This is a genomic window from Kitasatospora sp. NPDC059408 (assembly GCF_042751525.1).
GTDB lineage: Bacteria > Actinomycetota > Actinomycetes > Streptomycetales > Streptomycetaceae > Kitasatospora.
Genome location: NZ_JBHYWI010000076.1, coordinates 5,064 through 21,512 on the forward strand (window position 1 = coordinate 5,064; position 16,449 = coordinate 21,512).

A 16,449-nucleotide genomic window follows, 5' to 3' on the forward strand; every position below is an offset into this window, starting at 1 on the left:
GTGGGGCGCCGCGCGGCGGCCCGGCCCCCCCCCCCCCCCCCCCGCGCCCCCGGCGGCACCCCCCCCCCGCGGTCCGCCGCCCCGTCGGGCGGGGGTGCCGGGGCGGCCCGACCGCTTTCCCGGGGGCGCCCGGTCCGCCGGGATCGGGAGTTCCTAACATGCCGTCAGGGACAGGAACTTCGGACGGAAGGTACCGCCATGAACACCGCACCCGAGCACTACGACCGGCTCCTCGCCGCGCACTACACCTGGATGCTCGGCGGTGACGTCCCGGCCCTCGCCGCGGCCCAGGCCGAGCTGCTCGCCGGGCTCGGCGTGCGGGCGGCCGGCCCCGGCCGGCTCGCCGTGGACCTCGGGGCCGGGCCGGGGCCGCAGAGCCTCGCCCTCGCCGCGCTGGGCTACGGGACGGTCCTCGCCGTCGACACGAGCGCGCGGCTGCTCGACGAACTGACGGAACTGGCGGCGAAGGCCGGGCACGCGGACATCGTCCGGCCGGTCCTGGCGGACCTGCGGGGCGCCCTGCCGGCACACACCGCGCCGGGCACGGTGGCCGCGGTGGTGTGCATGGGGGACACGCTCACGCACCTCCCGGCGCGGCAGGACGTCGTCGCGCTGCTGGGGGACGCGGCGCTCGCGCTCGCGCCGGGCGGGCGGCTCGTGCTGTCCTTCCGGGACCTGACCTGCCCGCTCACCGGCACCGACCGCTTCCTCCCGGTGCGGGCCACCGAGGACCGGATCATGACCTGCGTGCTGGAGTACCCGGACGAGGACACCGCGCTGGTGCACGACCTGGTCCACACCCGCAGCGGCGGGACGTGGACGCAGGAGGTCAGCAGCTACCCGAAGCTGCGGCTCTCACCGGAGTGGGTCGAGGAGCAGTGCGCGGCGGCGGGCCTGGCCGTCCGGCACAGCGAGGTGGGGGCGCGGGGGCTGCACGTCCTCGTGGCGGAGCCCGCGTGACGACACCGCCCACGCCCCCGCCAGTGACGGGGGCGTGGGCGGCGGCGTGTCCGGCCGGGCTCAGGACGGCAGGCGCAGGACCATGCCGGGCTGGATGAGGTCGGGGTCGTCGCCCACGACGTCGCGGTTGGCCTCGTACAGGGCGGGCCAGCCGCCGGGGAGGCGGAGGGTGTCCGCGAGGCCGAACAGGGTGTCGTCCTGGCCGACGCGCCGCTCGCCGGCGGCGAGCGCGGTGGCCGGGGCGGCCGGCGGCGGCAGGGCGGTGCCGCGGGCGTGCTCCCGATCGCGGTCCCGCTCCCGGTCCCATTCGTGGTCCCGGGTCCGGTCGTGGTCGCGGGTCGCGCGGGCGCCGCACACCGGCCAGGGGCTCAGGCCCCGGCGCTCGGCGAGCACGGTGGCGACGGCGATCTGCTCCTCGCGGGTGGCGAGGTCGGCGCGCGGGGCGTAGGCGAGGCCGCCGTTCTCGCGCCAGGTGGGGGTGTCGAACTGGAGGCCGCCGAAGTAGCCGTTGCCGGAGTTGATGTGCCAGTCGTGGCTGCTCTCGCAGTCCGCCACGTTCTCCCAGTCGTACCTCCCGACGGGGTCGGCCCCGTGGCCGCCGCCCGGGGGCGCGGCCTGCGCCGCGGGGGCCGCGAGGGCGACGGCCAGGGCGCAGAGGGCGGTGGGGACGAGGCTGCGGAGACGGGCGGTGGGAGGCATGGGCGGCTCTCAGGTCCGGGGACAGGGCGTACGCCGTCCGGAGGCGGCGCATGTCCACCGACGCACGCCGGGTGGGGCGGACGGTTGCCGACGCGTCCGGAAAGTCACCCGCCCGGCCGCCGGGGACCACCCCGGCGGCCCGCCGCCATTCGGCCGCAGCGGCCGGCGCCGCGAGCCGTAAGACCGACGTAATCGAGGTCCCGCTTCCGCCGGGGGCGCCGCCTCCTACAGTGGCCGGGACGTCTCCGAGGAAGGGCACGAACGATGACGAACGATCAGCGACTCCCGCGCGCCGAACTGGGTGTGATCGGCGGATCGGGGCTGTACGCGCTGCTGGACGACGTGACCGAGGTGCGCGTCGACACGCCGTACGGGCCGCCGAGCGACGCCCTGTTCCTCGGCGAGGCGGCCGGCCGCCGGGTGGCGTTCGTGCCGCGGCACGGGCGCGGCCACGGGCTGCCGCCGCACCGGATCGATTACCGGGCCAACCTGTGGGCCCTGCACGCACTCGGTGTGCGCCAGGTGCTCGCGCCGTGCGCGGTGGGCGGGCTGCGGCCGGAGTACGGGCCCGGCACGCTGCTGGTGCCGGACCAGTTCGTCGACCGCACCTCCGGCCGGGTGCAGACCTACTACGACGGACTGCCGCTGCCGGACGGCTCGCTCCCCGAGGTCGTGCACGTGTCGATGGCCGACCCGTACTGCCCCGCCGGGCGCTTGGCGGCGCTGGACGCGGCGCGCGACGCGGCCTGGGAGCCGGTGGACGGCGGGACGCTCGTGGTGATCGAGGGCCCGCGCTTCTCCACCCGCGCCGAGTCGCGCTGGTTCTCCGCGAACGGCTGGTCGGTGGTCGGCATGACCGGGCACCCCGAGGCCGTGCTGGCGCGCGAACTCGGGCTCTGCTACACGTCGTTGGCGCTGGTGACCGACCTCGACGCCGGGGTGGAGGCCGGTGAGGGCGTCACCCACGCCGAGGTGCTGAAGGCCTTCGCGGGGAACGTCGACCGGCTGCGCACCGTGCTGTTCAAGGCGCTGGAGAGCCTGCCGGCGGACCGGGACTGCGTCTGCTCGCACGCGCTGGACGGGCTCACGACGGGTCTGCCGGGCGTCGCCGCCGGGGCCTGAGGCCCTGGGTGCGCCACCGCCGGACGAGCGCGACCAGCAGCGCGACGACGGCGGTGGCGGCCAGTACCAGCAGCAGGTTGCGGCCGTAAGGCAGCGGCAGCAGCGTGGAGTTGCCGTGGTCCGTGCCGTCCCGCAGGACGGCCGGCAGCCCGACGGCCGTCACCGCCGCCGCGACGACCAGCCACGCGCGCAGCACCGGACCGCGGGCGTAGCGGGCGCCGATCAGGCAGAGCAGCGGTAGCCACAGGCCGTCGTGCAGGACGACCGCTCCGACGGCCCACACCAGGACGTCGAACGGGGCGGTGATGTAGGAGTCGGCGAGCAGGCCGGAGAGGCCGAAGCCGAGCAGGGCGAGGCCGCCGAGCAGGAGGGCGGCGCGCAGCCAACGGGGCATCAGACGACCTCGATCCGTTCGATCCACTTGGTCTGCAGCACGCCGGGCCGGTTGGGGGCGATGACGCGCGCCGGATAGCCGTGGTCGGCCTTCAGCACCTCGCCGTTGACGCGCAGGGCGAGCAGTGAGAGCGGGTCGACGGCGTACTCGGACGGCATCTCCATCACCCGGTAGGGCCCGTTGGCCTCGAAGGACGTGAAGCGCAGTGCGGCCCCGGCCGGGGCGCCGGCGCGCTCCATCAGGTCGGCGATCCGGACCCCGCTCCAGCGGGCCGTCGCGCTCCAGCCCTCGACGCAGGCGATCGGCAATTCCACGTCGTGCTGCGGTAGTTGCGCGAGCTCCGCGAGGGTGAGGGTGTACGGGCGGGGGCCGTCCACGCGCAGCCGCCAGTCCGCGGGGGCGGTGACGGTGCCGGCCTGGGCGGCGGTGCGGTTGACCGGCAGGCCCTGCGGGCCGATGTCCGGGCGGCGCGGGGCGAGCAGGTCCAGGCCGCTGAGGAAGGGCACCGTCTGCCCGGCGGTGGTGAGGGTCACGACACCCGCGGCGGCCGTCACGGCGGTCAGGAAGGCGCGGCGCTGCGGGAGCCCGACGGCCGGGCGGCGCCAGTGCCGGGCGATGAGCGTGCCCTTGGCGGCGATGTGGACGAGGAGCCCGCCGGTGGCCAACCAGGCCAGCCAGAAGTGGGTTTGGCGGAACGGGAACGGCCACGGGTACCACTGGAGGGTGTTGAACAGCCCGGTGAACACCTCCAGCAGCATCGCCGCGACGAGGACGAAGATGCCGAGCCGCTCCAGCGCGTGCAGCACGCTGCGGGCGGGCGGCCACTCGAAGAGCCGCGGGTAGACCGTCCACAGCTTCGCCCCGAGCAGCGGGATCGCGGCCAGGCCGCTGATCACGTGCAGTCCCTGGGTGACCTGGTAGCCGCCCACCGGCCGGCTCTGGAGGTACGGGACGAGCCAGGTCGGCGGGTCCTGGAGGGCGTGGCTGACCAGGCCGGTGAGGAAGCAGACCAGCAGCGCGGCGCCGAGCCAGCGGCCGAGCACGACGGTGGTGCGCGGCTCGTGCAGCGCCGAGCGGAACTTCCCGTCGCGGAACGGCCCGCGGCGCAGGGCGTCGGGCGGCGGCGGGAGCGGGAGGTCGTAGCGGCGGGACGGACTGGGGGAACTCGGGCCGGGGGAGCTCGGGCCGGGGGGTTCGGGCGTCTTCGGGTTCACGTGCCCATGGAACCCGTCCGGGGCCCCGCGGCGGCGCTCCGACGTGCTTACGGAATCCGAACGGCGCCACGTCGCGGCGGCCCGCCCCGGCCCGGCGGTGGCAGGGTGGGCGCCGTGCTCACTCGTGCCCTCCTCGCCCTCGCCGCTCTGGTCGGAGCCCTCGTCGTGACCGTCACGGGCGGTGGCGCGCTCGACCATCGCGCGCCCCTGTTCGTCTGGTACGCCGTCGACGCCGGGCTGTTCGCGCTCGCGCTCGTACTGCTCCGGAAGGTGACCGACCGTCAGGTCGTGCCGCTGGTGCTCGCGGGCAGCATCGCCGTCGCCGCCGTCGGCCTCCTCGCGCCGCCGCGCACCAGCGACGACGCCTACCGGTACGTCTGGGACGGCCGGGTGCAGGCCGCCGGGATCTCCCCGTACGCGCACACCCCCGACGACCCCGCGCTCGCCCGGCTGCGCGATCCCGGGCTCTGGCCGACGGGCGGGGAGTGCGCCGGCTGGGACGAGCGGCGGACGGCGGCCGGGGACTGCACCCACATCAACCGGCCCGCCGTGCACACGATTTACCCGCCCGTCGCGGAGGCGTGGTTCCTCGTCGTGCACCCGTTCGGCGGCGGGGTGCGCGGGGCGCAGGCGGCCGGCGCGCTGCTCGCGGTCGCGACGACGGGGGCGCTGCTCGTGGTCGGGCGGGGGAACCGGCGGGCGGCGCTGTGGGGGTGGTGCCCGGGTGTGACGGTGTGGGCGGTCAACGACGCGCACGTGGACACGTTGGGCGGACTGCTGCTCGTGGCCGGGCTGGGGTGTGTGGTGCGACGGCGCCCGGCGGCCGGGGGGCTGTTGGCCGGAGCCGCCATCGCGGTCAAGCTGCTGCCCGGGCTGGCGCTGCCGGGGGTGCTCGCCCGCCGGTCCGTCCGGGAGAGCGCGGTGCTGGTGGCGTGGACGGTCGGCGCGTTCGCGCTCTCGTACGTCCCGTACGTCGCCGCGTCCGGCGCCGGGGTGCTCGGGTACCTGCCGGGCTACCTGCGGGAGGAGGGCTACGAGCAGGGGCACATCGACCGGTTCGGGCTGCCGGCGCTGGTCCTGCCGGACGCGCTGCTGCCGTGGGCGGCGGGAGCCGTGCTGGCCGGGGTGGCGCTGTGGGTGCTGCGGCGCGGGGACCCGGCGCGGCCGTGGTCGGGCGCGCTCCTCGTCACCGGGACGGCACTGCTCGTCGTGGCGCCGTCCTACCCGTGGTACGGGCTGCTGGTGGTGGCGCTCGTCGCGCTGGACGGGCGGTGGGAGTGGCTGGCCGTCCCGGCGGCGGGGCAGGTGCTCTACCTGACGGGCGGGATCGAGGCGCAGCAGGCCGCGTACGGGGTGGCGCTGGCGTGCGTCGTGACGGGCGGCGCGGTGCGGCGGTGGGGCGGCCGGCGGGCCGCTCGGCGGGTGCTCGCGCGGGCGGTGTGAAGGGGGTGCCCGTCCCGTGGGGCTGGTGCCCGTCCCGTGGGTCCGGTGCGCGGACGGCGCGGGACGGGTGCCGTTGACGTGCAGGTCCGGGCACCCGCCGTGGCGGGTGGGGAACGCCGGGTAGGCGTCGGTTCGGGGGTCTTGTCCCCGCCCGGGGCTTCTGGCAGGCTCGGCCGCGACGCCGCGAAGGGTGCCGCCGGGGCACCCCTGACCGAGGGGCCGAGAGGCGGTTGGGCGACAGCCGCACGCGTGACGCACGAACGGCGTCCTGCAAGGCTCCCTGGACCCCGGCCCAAATCCATGCCCGCGTCCGGCTCAGGCCTTGCGCAGGGCGAGGAAGCGCCGGCCGTGCGAGGTCCAGCGCTCGGCCTCCGCGAGGCCGGCCGCGCGGGCGCGGCGCAGGGCGGCGCGGGTGCCGAGGCGGGCCCACGGGAACGGCGGGCCGAGGCGGCCGTCCGGGCCCTCGACCCGGACGACGGCGCGCTCGTCCGTCTCCGCCGCCTCCACCTCGACGAGCAACAGGCCGTCCGGGGCGATGAGTTCGGCGCCCCGGCGGAGCAGGGCGAGCGGGTCGCCGCCGATCCCGAGGTTGCCGTCGGCCAGCAGTGCGGCGCCCCAGCGGCCCTCGGCGGGCAGCCGGTCGAAGACCGAGCGGCACAGGGCCGGGCCGCCGAGGCCGAGCGTGCGGGCGACGGCCGCGCCGGTCACGTCCACGCCGAGCGCCGGGACGCCGAGTTCGAGCAGCGCGGCGACCAGGCGGCCGGGCCCGCAGCCGAGGTCGAGGACGGGGGCGGAGAGCCGGGTGCAGCGCAGCAGCAGGCTGTGGTCGGCCCCGGCGGCCGGGGCGCACCAGCGTTCGACGTCGAGCCGGAGGCGGTGGCCGTCGGCACGGCGGAGCCAGAGCGGGCCGCGGCCGGTGCGGACGGCCTCGGCGAACGGGTCGTCGACCCAGGGGGTGGTGGCGGTGATCGTCAACGTGGCATCCCGGTGGGAGAGTCGACCTGCAGAGCGGTGGTGGGTGTCAACTCGTCGCCCCCGTGGCTGAGTTCGAAGTCGGCGAGGCGGGCGGCGAAGCGGCCGTGCGGGGCTTCGGCGGCGACGCGGCGGGCGTCCTCGGCGGTGTCCACGTCGGTGAGTTCCGGAAGATGATGCATCGTCAGATCTGTTGCCGTGAGACGGTCGAGGAGGTGGGATCCGGTATGCGGCGTGGACATCGGTACGCCGCGCAGGAGTCGGGCGGCGAGCGGAGCCGTCGGCCGGGCCAGGCCGAGGGCCCAGAAGCCGCCGTCCGCCGCCGGGCCGTACCACGCGTCGACGCCCGCGCGCCGGGCGGCGGACAGCGGCTCGGCCAGTGCCGCCGCGCTCAGCTGCGGGGTGTCCATGCCGACGAGCAGCGCGGGCGCGCTCGGGGCGAGGCGGGCGGCGTCGGCGAAGGCCGCCGCGAGCCGCTCGTCCAGGCCGCCGCCCGACTGCGGCACGACCTGCCAGCCCGGCGGCAGCCAGTCGCCCGGTTCGCCGTCCAGCACCAGCAGGCGCAGCCCGGCCGGGACGGTGGACAGCGTCTGCAGGGTGTCGGCGAGCGCGGCCTCGGCCAGACCGGCGGCCTGCTCGGGCGTGAACGGCGGCGTGAGTCGCGTCTTCACCCGGCCCGGGACGGGCGCCTTGGCGATCACCAGCAGCGTGGGCGGCGGCGCGGCCAGCACCGCCCGCATGTCGCGGACGGCCTGCCGGGTCCCGCGCAGGGTCCCGGTGACCTTGGAGCGGCCCGCGCGCGGCAGGTAGTCGACCGGCGTCTCGGCGATCCGCATCCCGGCCGCCGCCGCCGTGAGCACCATCTCCAGCGGGTAGCCGGAGCGCCGGTCGCCCAGGCCGAGCGCCAGCAGCCGCTCCCGGCGGGCGGCCCGCATCGGGCCGAGGTCGTGCAGCGCCGCCCCCGTGCGGGCACGCAGGCGGTGGGCGAGGACGGCGTTGGCGAGCCTGGCGTGCACCGGCCAGGCCCCGGCCGTCGACGGGCGGCGCCGGCCGAGGACGAGGTCCGCCGTACCCGCCAGCACCGGTCCGGTGACGCGCGGCAGCTGGGCCGGATCGAGCGAGCCGTCGCAGTCCAGGAAGCACACCAGCTCGGCGGTGGCCGCGAGCAGCCCGGCGTGGCAGGCGGCGCCGAAGCCGCGCCGGGGCTCGGCCACCACCGTCGCGCCGAGCGAACGGGCCAGCTCGGCCGAGCCGTCCGTGGAGCCGTTGTCGACGACGATCGCCCGCCAGCCGGCCGGGATCCGGCCGAGCACCCAGGGCAGCGCGGCGGCCTCGTCCAGACACGGCAGGACGACGTCGACGGAAGGGGGAATGGGGGTGGGTGAGGTCACGCGGGCCACGCTAGGCGCCGACGGGCCGGGTGCGGGGGCACCGGCGCCTTACGGAACGCGGACGTCGTGTCGGCTGGCCCGTCCGGGTGATCTCGTCCGGCAGGGCTCGGGGATCTTACGGAAGGCGAACGCCCGTCCCGTCCGGTCCGCACCCGGCGCCGACACCTCCTATCCTCGGCGAGGTGAACGACGTCTCCCGCATCCTGGTGATCGACGACGACCCGACCGTGGCCGAGGTCGTCGCCGGCTACCTCACCCGCGCCGGCCACCTCGTGGACCGCGCCGCCGACGGCGCCGAGGGGCTCGCCCTCGCCCGCAGCGCGCCCCCGGACCTCCTGGTGCTGGACCTCATGCTCCCCGGGCTCGACGGGCTGGAGGTGCTGCGCCGCCTGCGCGCCTCCGCCGAGGGTGCCGGGCTGCCGGTGGTGCTGCTCACCGCCAAGGGGGACGAGGCCGACCGGATCCTCGGCCTGGAGCTCGGCGCCGACGACTACGTCACCAAGCCGTTCAGCCCGCGCGAGCTGGTGCTGCGGGTGCAGTCGGTGCTGCGCCGCGCCCGGGCCGGCGCGGCCCCGGCGGGCTCGGCGGCTCCGGACGGCGGCCCGCTGCGCTCGGGGGACATCGCCCTCGACCCGAAGGCCCGCCGGGCCCAGCGTGGCGAGCGCGAACTCTCCCTGACCCTGCGGGAGTTCGACCTGCTCGCGTTCCTGCTCCGGCACCCCGGCACGGTCTTCTCCCGGCAGGACCTGATGCAGCGCGTCTGGGGCTGGGACTTCGGCGACCTCTCCACCGTCACCGTCCACGTCCGGCGGCTGCGCGAGAAGATCGAGGACGACCCCGCCGCGCCCGCGCTCATCACCACCGTGTGGGGCGTCGGCTACCGCTACGACCCGGCCGGCGGTGGTGACCGGTGAAGGACGTCCTGCTGATCGCCCTGTTCGCCGCCCTCGGCGCCGGCGGCGCCGGACTGCTCGGCTGGGCCGCGATCCGGCTGCTGCGCCGGCGTTCCGTCGCGCTCTCGCTGTTCACGGTCGCCGTGGTGACCGTCCTCGCGGTGACCTCGGGCACCTTCGCGGTGGCGCAGGCGATGTTCCTGTCCACCCACGACTTCGGCGTGGTCGTCACCGTGCTCGGCATGGCCGCCGTCGTGTCGCTGCTCACCGCCGCCCTGCTCGGCCGCCAGGTGGTGGCCGGCAGCCGGGCGCTCGCCGTGGCGGCCCGGACGGTCGGCAGCGACGCCGGGTTCACCGCGCCGGACCAGCCGCTCGGCACCGAACTGGCGGCTCTGAGCGAGGAGTTGGCCGCCACCAGTGCCAGGCTCGCCGAGTCCAGGGCGCGCGAACAGGCTCTGGAGCGCTCGCGCCGGGAGCTGATCGCCTGGATCTCGCACGACCTGCGCACCCCGCTCGCCGGCCTGCGGGCCATGGCCGAGGCGCTGGAGGACGGCGTCGCCGACGAGCCGGAGCGCTACCTCGTCCGGATCCGCACCGAGGTCGAACGGCTCACCGGGATGGTCGACGACCTGTTCGAGCTGTCCCGGATCCAGGCGGGGGCGCTGTCGCTGTCGGTGGCCCGGGTGTCCGTCTACGACCTGGTGGACGACGCGCTCGCCGGCGCCTACCCGCTGGCCCGGCGGCGCGGGGTCCGGCTGGAGGGGCGGGAGGTGGCGGCCGAGCCCGTCGAGGTGGACAGCCGGGAGATCACCAGGGTGCTCGGGAACCTGCTGGTCAACGCGATCCGGGCGACCCCGGAGGAGGGCGTGGTCGCGGTCGCCGCCCGGCGCGAGGCGGACGAGGTCGTGCTGTCCGTCACCGACGGCTGCGGCGGCATCCCGGAACAGGACCTGCCGCGCGTCTTCGAGACCGGCTGGCGCGGCGGCGCCGCCCGCACGCCCCGGCGCGACCCGGGCGAGGGCGGCGACAGCGGGGACAGCGGCGGTGGGCTCGGGCTGGCCATCGTGCGCGGCATCGTCGAGGCCCACGCCGGGCGGGCCGGCGTGCGCAACGTCGACGGGGGCTGCTGCTTCGAGATCGCCCTACCGGCGCCGAGGACGGCCTCGCACGCCTAGTGTCGAGGGCGGCCTCGCACGCCTAGATTCGCCGTGTGGCAGGTGCCACCGCGGCATCAGGGAGATGGGCATGGCCGCCTTCTTCGAGGACCTCTCCCGCAGCCTGAAGGCCGGCCCGCCCCTGCCCGCCCAGGGGTCGGTTCACGACAGCGCCTACGAGAAGGTCTTCGGCGGCGAAGCCCTCGAACCGGCCGCGGGGGAGGGAGCCTGGACGGGCGAGGAGACCGCGGCCGTGCGCGAACTCCTCCGCGCGGGGCTGGAGATCTGGGAACAGGCCGTGCGTTGAGCGTGACGGTGGTTCCGTTCGCCGTGGTCACGCCCGAAGGGGCGCGGCGGCGAACTCCTTCATCCCGGTGTGGAACGGCACTTGCGGGCGCCACCCGAGTTCGGTGCGCAGGCGGGCGGAGTCCGCGGTGATGTGCCGGACGTCGCCGAGGCGGTACTCGCCCGTCACCACCGGTGCCGGGCCGCCGTACGCCTCCGCGAGCGCCGAGGCCATCTCGCCGACCGTCCGGGGTTCGCCGCTGCCCACGTTGTAGGCGCGGGCGCTGCCGGGCGGCCTGGCGTCGATCGAGGTCAGGGCCACCAGGTTGGCCGCCGCGACGTCCTCGACGTGGACGAAGTCGCGCCGCTGGCCGCCGTCCTCGAACACCCGGGGTGCCTCGCCCCGTGCCAGCGCCGAGCGGAACAGCGACGCGACCCCCGCGTACGGGGTGTCGCGCGGCATCCCCGGACCGTAGACGTTGTGGTAGCGGAGCGTCAGGACGGTGCCTCCGGAGGCGCGGGCCCACGCGGAGGCGAGGTGCTCCTGGGCGAGCTTGGTGGCGGCGTACACGTTGCGCGGGTCGGCGGGCGCGTCCTCGGTGACCAGTCCGGGGGCGAGGGCGGTGGCGCAGACCGGGCAGGGCGGCTCGAACCGGCCCGCGTCCAGGTCGGCCGGTCGGCGCGGGCCCGGCGCGACGTCGCCGTGCACGGGGCAGCGGTAGCGGCCCTCGCCGTAGACGACCATCGAGCCGGCCAGGACGAGACGCCGGACGCCGGTGCGGGCCATCGCCGCGAGCAGGACGGCGGTGCCGAGGTCGTTGCAGCCGGCGTAGGCGGGCGCGTCGTTCAGGTCCAGCCCGAGGCCGACCATCGCGGCCTGGTGGCAGACGGCGTCCACCCCGTCGAGCGCCTCCTCCACTGCGGCCGGGTCGCGGACGTCCCCGTGCAGGAAGGGCACGCCGTCCGGCAACTCGGGGGGCTGCGCGGACGGATGGACGGCGGGCAACAGCGCGTCCAGCACCCGCACGCCGTGGCCCACCGCCGTGAGGGTGCGGACGACGGCGGAGCCGATGAAGCCGGCGCCGCCGGTCACGAGAATCTCCATGCCGTCGACGCTAGTCGGGCGGGCCCGGGAGGTGGGCGGGCGCGGACGGGACGTCAGGGAACGGTAATCCGTCCGGGCGAGGCCTCCGCGCACAGGAAGTCGATGGATCCGACTTCCTGCGCTTGTCGGCCTCTGCCATGATCATTCGACACGTCTCGGGGGAGAAGCGGCATGGCGGGGAACATCAAGGACCGGCTCAAGGTCGACCAGGAGATCCTGGGGGTGGTCTCGGGCGGGGTGTTCGGCGCGCTGTTCCTGGTGCTCGGGCTGGGGGCGCTGTTCGGCGGGCGCTACGGCTACGGCGGCGATGCCGTCGCCTCCATGGGGTTCATCGCCATCCTCGGGCTGATGGTCTGCGGCGCCGGTCTGCTCTACGCGCTCTTCCATCCGCGCTTCGGCCTGCCGTCCGTCGCCCTCGGCACGCTGATCGGCCTCGGGATCTTCGTCCACTTCGCCGGCCTCGGCGTCAAGGACGACTGGACGGCCCCGCCCGACCGGCCCTCGGACATCCGCGCCATCGGCAGCTGGAGCACCGGGGACCTCGTCGTCCGCGCCCGGCCCGACAAGGTGGTGGCCTACCGCGCCACCACCGGCGACACCGCCTGGAGCTGGACCCCGCCCGCCGAGGACTCCGTCTGCGCCATGAGCCGCGAAACCGGCCACGGCATCGGGCTGTTCGCCCACGGAGCCCACGGCCGGCCGTGCGCCACCGCGATCGCGCTCGACCTCGCGACCGGCACCCCGCGCTGGACGGCGAACCTCGACGCTCCCCTCCGCGCGGGCGACACCGCCGTTCCCGGACTGCTGGCTGTCGCCGGCGATCGCGCCGTCCTCCAGGAGACGGGCGGCTGGCGCGCCGTCAGCCTCACCGACGGCAGCGCCGCCTGGCGCAGCGCCGTCGACCCGGACTGCGCACCGCTGCGGGTCGCCGGCGGCCCGGACACCGCCGTCACCGTCGCCCAGTGCACCAAGGGCGGCCCGGTGCTGCGGACGCTGGCCCCGCAGGACGGGCAGGAGCGGACACACACCGTCCTGCCGCTCGCCAACGGCCTGAACGACGCGGCCGTCCTCTCCGCCGACCCGCTCACCGTGTGGGTGGACGAGCAGGGCGACCGCGGCACGCACGCCGTGCTCGCCTTCGACCGCGCGGGCAAGGTGCGCAGCACCATCCCGGTCTCCGGGGACGAGTACGACCTGGACGTCACCCTGGGCGGCGCCCACGCCCTCCAGCGGTTCGAGGCCCGCCCCGCCTACGGTGCGGTGGTCGTGGGCGACCTGCTCGTCGTGCCGGGCGAGAAGCCGGACGATGTCACCTTCGGTGGTGCGAAGCACAACAGCCGCCACGCGGCGGGCCGCCTGGTCGCCTATTCCCTCGCCGACGGCGGCAAGCGGTGGACCGCCGGGCTGGACGACCAGGTGACCGGCCTGGCCGTCGACGGCACCCGCGTCTGGGCGATGACCCGCAACTCCCTGACCGGCGTGGACACCGCCACCGGCCACGAGGACGAGAGCCTCGCCGTCCTCGGCACCGAGTCGGACGACCCGTCGGACCTGGCCCCGGACGGCCCCGGCCGCTTCACCGTCGTCGCCCGGGACGGCACCACCGACGCCGAGCCCCCGGTACGGGCCGTGGCGGTGCCGAGGTAGGTGCGGTCGGCGTAGGCCGCGCGCGAGAAGTCGGGCCCGCCGACTTCCTGTGCGGCTCCGGCCGAATCTCCGGTGCGCCCGGCCCCCGGCCCCCGGTACCGTCCGCGGGTGACCCGTCGAACTCCACCACGCCCCTTGAACGTCGAAGCGCTGTTTCCCGAGCTCGCGCCCTTCCGCCGGGAGACCGTGCGGCTGCACCCGCGCTCGGGCCGGCCGACGTGCCGTGACAGCTCGGTCGGCGGGCCGCTGCTGTGGCCGGCGCGGGAGCCGTGGCCGGAGTGCCCCGAGCACCCGGGGTCGCCGATGGTCGCGGTCGTCCAGATCTTCCGCGCCGACGTGCCGGACACCGTGTCCTTCCCGGAGGGGCGGGACCTGCTCCAGGTGCTGTGGTGTCCGCGCCGCCACGCGAGCCAGTGGGTCGTCCCGCTGGTCCACTGGCGCTCCGCGGCGGAGGTGGGGGAGGTGCGGCAGACCCCGCCGGCGCCTGCGGACGCCGGGTACGGGCGGGTGCCGCGTCCTTGTGTCGTGCACCCGGAGACGGTGACGGAGTACGCGAGTTGGGACCTGCCGGACGAGCTCTGGGACGCCCTGGACGCCCGCTTCGAACAGGTGGAGGCGGAGACGGGCTGGCACTACCAGGACCACCTGTCCACCGCACCGGGCACCAAGCTGGGCGGCTACCCCGGCTGGTCGCAGGAACCGCGGTGGCCGGTCTGCCCGCTCTGCTCGACGCCGATGGACCACCTGCTCACGGTGGACAGCACCGAGGAGCACGACAACCGGCAGGCGTGGACCCCGGTCGAGGACCGCGACGTCAGGTGGGAGGGCGCGGACCTGAGCCTCGGCGGCCTGGACAGCGTGCGCCTGTTCGAGTGCCGCACCTGCCCCGGGCGCCCGTTCGCCCATCGTTACGGCGCGTAGGAGCCCGCCGGCTCACGGCTGCTCGGTGCTGCCGTCGCGGTCGAACTGGTCCAGGTACGTCTCCGGTGCCATGTCCGTGCGGTGCAGCAGGGAGAACACCTCGCTGCCGTGGGCCGGGCCGCCGTCCGCGTCGAGGACGAACACCTGGGTGAGCGGCAGCAGTTCGAAGCCGCCGTCCTCCGCGTACGCGGAGGCCTCGCGCTCGCCGAGCACCATCGCCTCGTCGAAGGAGCCGGCGCGCCAGAGGGTGATCCGTTCCTCGTAGGGCGCGTCGCTCCAGTTGGTCCAGCGGAAGAAGCACCGGACGGTGTACCAGGCCGGTGCTGCGGGGGAATCCGGTGCTGAGGACACGTGCGGGACCTCTCGATCGCGTTGGCGCCGTCGGACGTGGGCCACAGTAACCGGTTCGTTCACCCGGCGTTCGCCGGACGCACTGTCCGAAGTGGTTCGCCGGTACCGTCCGCCGTGGGAGTCTCCTGGGCGTTTCTCGGAGCCCATGGAGGCGGCAGTGTCACATCCCTCGCGCAGAACGGTCCTTCGGACGGGTACGGCCGCCGGCGCCCTCGCGGCGATCCCGGCGTCCACCCTGCTCTGGACGCAGCCCGCCGTCGCCGGCACGCCTGGCCCCGAGCAGGTCCACCTCCAGTGGGGCGACGAGCCGTCCACCGAGATGACCGTCTCCTGGGCGACGGCGGCGAGCGTGAGCCGCCCGCGCCTGCGGCTCGGGACGCCGCGCGGCGGCGGTGGGCGCAGCGTCGACGCCGAGACGCGGACGTACGTCGACGGGCTGAACAAGGTCGAGACCTTCACCCACCACGTCCGGCTGCGCGGCCTGAAGCCCGACACCACGTACGTCTACGACGTCCTGCACGACGGTGCCCAGCCGGTGCGCGGCACCTTCCGCACCGCCCCCGGGCGCGGGCGCGCCGCGTTCCGCTTCACCAGCTTCGGCGACCTCGGCACCGGCGACAACGTGTTCGCGAAGTCCTCGATCCACGGTGCGGCGGCCGTCCGCCAGGTCGAGCAGTTCTCGCCGCTGTTCCACCTGCTCAACGGCGACCTCGCGTACGCCAACAACAACCCGCAGCTCCAGCCGCAGTGCTGGAACGCGTTCATGAACAACCTGTCCAAGTCGGCCGCCAGCCGGCCCTGGATGCCCGCGCCCGGCAACCACGAGGTCGAGGCGGGCGGCGGCGACCTCGGCTACGCCTCCTACCTGACCCGCTTCGAGCTCCCCGACAACGGCACCCGCGACTACTGCGGCAACTGGTACGCGTTCCAGGTCGGTTCGGTGCTCTTCCTGAGCCTCGACGGCAATGAGATCGCGGTCGAGGACGACGCCAGCATCGACCCCGCCACCGGGCAGTCCATCTACATCAGCGACTACAGCGACGGCGCCCAACTGCGCTGGCTGGAGCGCACGTTGTCGCGGGCCCGGGGTGGCAGCGCGGTCGACTGGATCGTCGTCAGCATGCACCAGTTCGCGATGTCCTCGTCCGCCGCCAGCCACGGCGGCGACATGGGCATCCGGGAGAAGCTGATGCCGCTGTTCGACCAGTACGCGGTCGACCTCGTCCTCGCCGGCCACGACCACGACTACGAGCGCACCCACCCCGTGCGCGGCACCGAGTCCGGCGGCCTGCTCACCCCGTCCGTCGCCGACGACGACCTGCGGCAGATCGACACCTCGCAGGGCACCGTCCACCTCATCCTGGGCGGCGGCGGCACCGCCGGCCACGACGACAAGTACCTGCCGGCCGACGGCGACGGCGTCCGCGAGGCCTTCGTCCGCACCCAGCGCCTCACCTTCAAGGCCGACCCGGACGCCAAGGAGAAGGCCACCTGGTCTGCGGTGATCGACCCGGACACCAAGTACCCCTACGGCGTCGCGGTCTTCGACGTCGACCCGGGCGTGCTGCCCGGCAGCCGCACCACCATCACCGTGAGCTACTACCACTCGGCTCCGGCCACGGCGGCCAACCCGGTGCCGACGCCGGTGCTCTACGACCGGTTCACCCTGTACCGCGACCGCAGCGACGGCTGGGGCGACGACGACACCCAGGGCGAGGACACCCACTCCGACCGACGGGCGGCGGCCGCCCGACGGTAGCGCACCCGCGCTCCACTCCCGTGGGGGCGGGGGGGGCCCCCCCCGCGGCCCCGGGGCGGCCCCCCCGGGGGGGGGGGGCGGGGGGGTTGGGGGGGGGCCCGACAGGGGGCGGGGTGTTGTGCCCGGTGTGGGGTTGGGG

General features: G+C 75.7%; 16 protein-coding genes and 1 pseudogene. 9 read left to right on the plus strand and 8 right to left on the minus strand.

What is annotated here, in order from left to right:
• Window positions 1-198 precede the first annotated feature (198 nt).
• Window positions 199-960, plus strand: coding sequence for a class I SAM-dependent methyltransferase (locus tag ACFXDE_RS34790; RefSeq protein ID WP_380498470.1), 762 nt, complete (start codon window positions 199-201; stop codon window positions 958-960).
• 60 nt (window positions 961-1,020) lie between these two features.
• Here ACFXDE_RS34790 and ACFXDE_RS34795 read toward each other — a convergent pair whose 3' ends face one another.
• Window positions 1,021-1,659: a transglycosylase family protein gene (locus tag ACFXDE_RS34795; RefSeq protein ID WP_380498471.1), complete on the minus strand. Its 639-nt coding sequence runs from the start codon at window positions 1,657-1,659 to the stop codon at window positions 1,021-1,023.
• A 264-nt stretch (window positions 1,660-1,923) separates the two neighbouring features.
• Here ACFXDE_RS34795 and ACFXDE_RS34800 point away from each other — a divergent pair, with 264 nt between their 5' ends.
• Window positions 1,924-2,781, plus strand: coding sequence for an S-methyl-5'-thioadenosine phosphorylase (locus ACFXDE_RS34800; protein WP_380498472.1), 858 nt, complete (start codon window positions 1,924-1,926; stop codon window positions 2,779-2,781).
• Here the strand turns inward: ACFXDE_RS34800 and ACFXDE_RS34805 are convergent.
• Window positions 2,744-3,175 carry a hypothetical protein gene (locus ACFXDE_RS34805; protein ID WP_380436592.1) on the minus strand — a complete coding sequence of 144 codons (432 nt, stop codon included), beginning with the start codon at window positions 3,173-3,175 and terminating at the stop codon, window positions 2,744-2,746. The genes ACFXDE_RS34800 and ACFXDE_RS34805 overlap by 38 nt on opposite strands.
• On the minus strand, window positions 3,175-4,284 hold the full coding sequence (locus tag ACFXDE_RS34810; protein ID WP_380498500.1) for a molybdopterin-dependent oxidoreductase: 1,110 nt from the start codon (window positions 4,282-4,284) through the stop codon (window positions 3,175-3,177). Before ACFXDE_RS34810 ends, ACFXDE_RS34805 begins: the two co-directional genes overlap by 1 nt.
• A gap of 219 nt (window positions 4,285-4,503) precedes the next feature.
• Here ACFXDE_RS34810 and ACFXDE_RS34815 point away from each other — a divergent pair, with 219 nt between their 5' ends.
• Window positions 4,504-5,832: a glycosyltransferase 87 family protein gene (locus tag ACFXDE_RS34815; protein WP_380498473.1), complete on the plus strand. Its 1,329-nt coding sequence runs from the start codon at window positions 4,504-4,506 to the stop codon at window positions 5,830-5,832.
• A gap of 315 nt (window positions 5,833-6,147) precedes the next feature.
• Here the strand turns inward: ACFXDE_RS34815 and ACFXDE_RS34820 are convergent, their stop codons facing one another.
• The 3 genes and pseudogenes from ACFXDE_RS34820 to ACFXDE_RS34830 all read right to left on the minus strand — a co-directional run.
• The gene (locus ACFXDE_RS34820; RefSeq protein WP_380498474.1) at window positions 6,148-6,807 is read right to left on the minus strand and encodes an SAM-dependent methyltransferase; all 660 of its coding nucleotides are present in this window, start codon (window positions 6,805-6,807) and stop codon (window positions 6,148-6,150) included.
• Complete coding sequence (locus ACFXDE_RS34825; protein ID WP_380498501.1) at window positions 6,804-7,505, minus strand: DUF2064 domain-containing protein; 702 nt, start codon at window positions 7,503-7,505, stop codon at window positions 6,804-6,806. The genes ACFXDE_RS34820 and ACFXDE_RS34825 overlap by 4 nt, the downstream gene beginning before the upstream one ends.
• Window positions 7,485-8,204 (minus strand): annotated as a pseudogene (locus ACFXDE_RS34830) (glycosyltransferase family 2 protein); the annotation flags it as partial. The gene ACFXDE_RS34825 and the pseudogene ACFXDE_RS34830, both read right to left, overlap by 21 nt.
• A gap of 173 nt (window positions 8,205-8,377) precedes the next feature.
• Between ACFXDE_RS34830 and ACFXDE_RS34835 the strand changes: the two are divergent.
• The 3 genes from ACFXDE_RS34835 (at window position 8,378) to ACFXDE_RS34845 (ending at window position 10,549) form a co-directional block, all read left to right on the plus strand.
• Window positions 8,378-9,109, plus strand: coding sequence for a response regulator transcription factor (locus ACFXDE_RS34835; RefSeq protein WP_380436586.1), 732 nt, complete (start codon window positions 8,378-8,380; stop codon window positions 9,107-9,109).
• Entirely contained in the window at window positions 9,106-10,263 is a 1,158-nt protein-coding gene (locus ACFXDE_RS34840; protein ID WP_380498475.1) for a sensor histidine kinase, read from the plus strand. The genes ACFXDE_RS34835 and ACFXDE_RS34840 overlap by 4 nt, the downstream gene beginning before the upstream one ends.
• A gap of 70 nt (window positions 10,264-10,333) precedes the next feature.
• Entirely contained in the window at window positions 10,334-10,549 is a 216-nt protein-coding gene (locus ACFXDE_RS34845) for a hypothetical protein (protein WP_380498476.1), read from the plus strand.
• A 27-nt stretch (window positions 10,550-10,576) separates the two neighbouring features.
• Here ACFXDE_RS34845 and ACFXDE_RS34850 read toward each other — a convergent pair whose 3' ends face one another.
• Window positions 10,577-11,632: an NAD-dependent epimerase/dehydratase family protein gene (locus ACFXDE_RS34850; protein ID WP_380498477.1), complete on the minus strand. Its 1,056-nt coding sequence runs from the start codon at window positions 11,630-11,632 to the stop codon at window positions 10,577-10,579.
• A gap of 171 nt (window positions 11,633-11,803) precedes the next feature.
• Here ACFXDE_RS34850 and ACFXDE_RS34855 point away from each other — a divergent pair, with 171 nt between their 5' ends.
• Entirely contained in the window at window positions 11,804-13,279 is a 1,476-nt protein-coding gene (locus ACFXDE_RS34855; protein WP_380498478.1) for a PQQ-binding-like beta-propeller repeat protein, read from the plus strand.
• Window positions 13,280-13,414: 135 nt separating this feature from the next.
• Window positions 13,415-14,200 (plus strand): DUF1963 domain-containing protein, encoded by a 786-nt coding sequence (locus ACFXDE_RS34860; protein ID WP_380498479.1) that lies wholly within the window; start codon window positions 13,415-13,417, stop codon window positions 14,198-14,200.
• Window positions 14,201-14,212: 12 nt separating this feature from the next.
• On the opposite strand, the gene ACFXDE_RS34865 is transcribed toward ACFXDE_RS34860, so the two are convergent.
• Complete coding sequence (locus ACFXDE_RS34865) at window positions 14,213-14,551, minus strand: hypothetical protein (protein WP_380498480.1); 339 nt, start codon at window positions 14,549-14,551, stop codon at window positions 14,213-14,215.
• A 157-nt stretch (window positions 14,552-14,708) separates the two neighbouring features.
• On the opposite strand from ACFXDE_RS34865, the gene ACFXDE_RS34870 reads away from it, so the two are divergent.
• Entirely contained in the window at window positions 14,709-16,310 is a 1,602-nt protein-coding gene (locus ACFXDE_RS34870; protein ID WP_380498481.1) for a purple acid phosphatase family protein, read from the plus strand.
• Window positions 16,311-16,449: the final 139 nt, after the last annotated feature.

What these genes read in the sequence shown, in the direction of transcription:
- ACFXDE_RS34795 (WP_380498471.1), bottom strand. Translation starts at nt 1,659, where the DNA reads ATGCCTCCCACCGCCCGTCTCCGCAGCCTCGTCCCCACCGCCCTCTGC.
- ACFXDE_RS34805 (WP_380436592.1), bottom strand. Translation starts at nt 3,175, where the DNA reads ATGCCCCGTTGGCTGCGCGCCGCCCTCCTGCTCGGCGGCCTCGCCCTG.
- ACFXDE_RS34800 (WP_380498472.1), top strand. Translation starts at nt 1,924, where the DNA reads ATGACGAACGATCAGCGACTCCCGCGCGCCGAACTGGGTGTGATCGGC.
- ACFXDE_RS34855 (WP_380498478.1), top strand. Translation starts at nt 11,804, where the DNA reads ATGGCGGGGAACATCAAGGACCGGCTCAAGGTCGACCAGGAGATCCTG.
- ACFXDE_RS34790 (WP_380498470.1), top strand. Translation starts at nt 199, where the DNA reads ATGAACACCGCACCCGAGCACTACGACCGGCTCCTCGCCGCGCACTAC.
- ACFXDE_RS34850 (WP_380498477.1), bottom strand. Translation starts at nt 11,632, where the DNA reads ATGGAGATTCTCGTGACCGGCGGCGCCGGCTTCATCGGCTCCGCCGTC.
- ACFXDE_RS34845 (WP_380498476.1), top strand. Translation starts at nt 10,334, where the DNA reads ATGGCCGCCTTCTTCGAGGACCTCTCCCGCAGCCTGAAGGCCGGCCCG.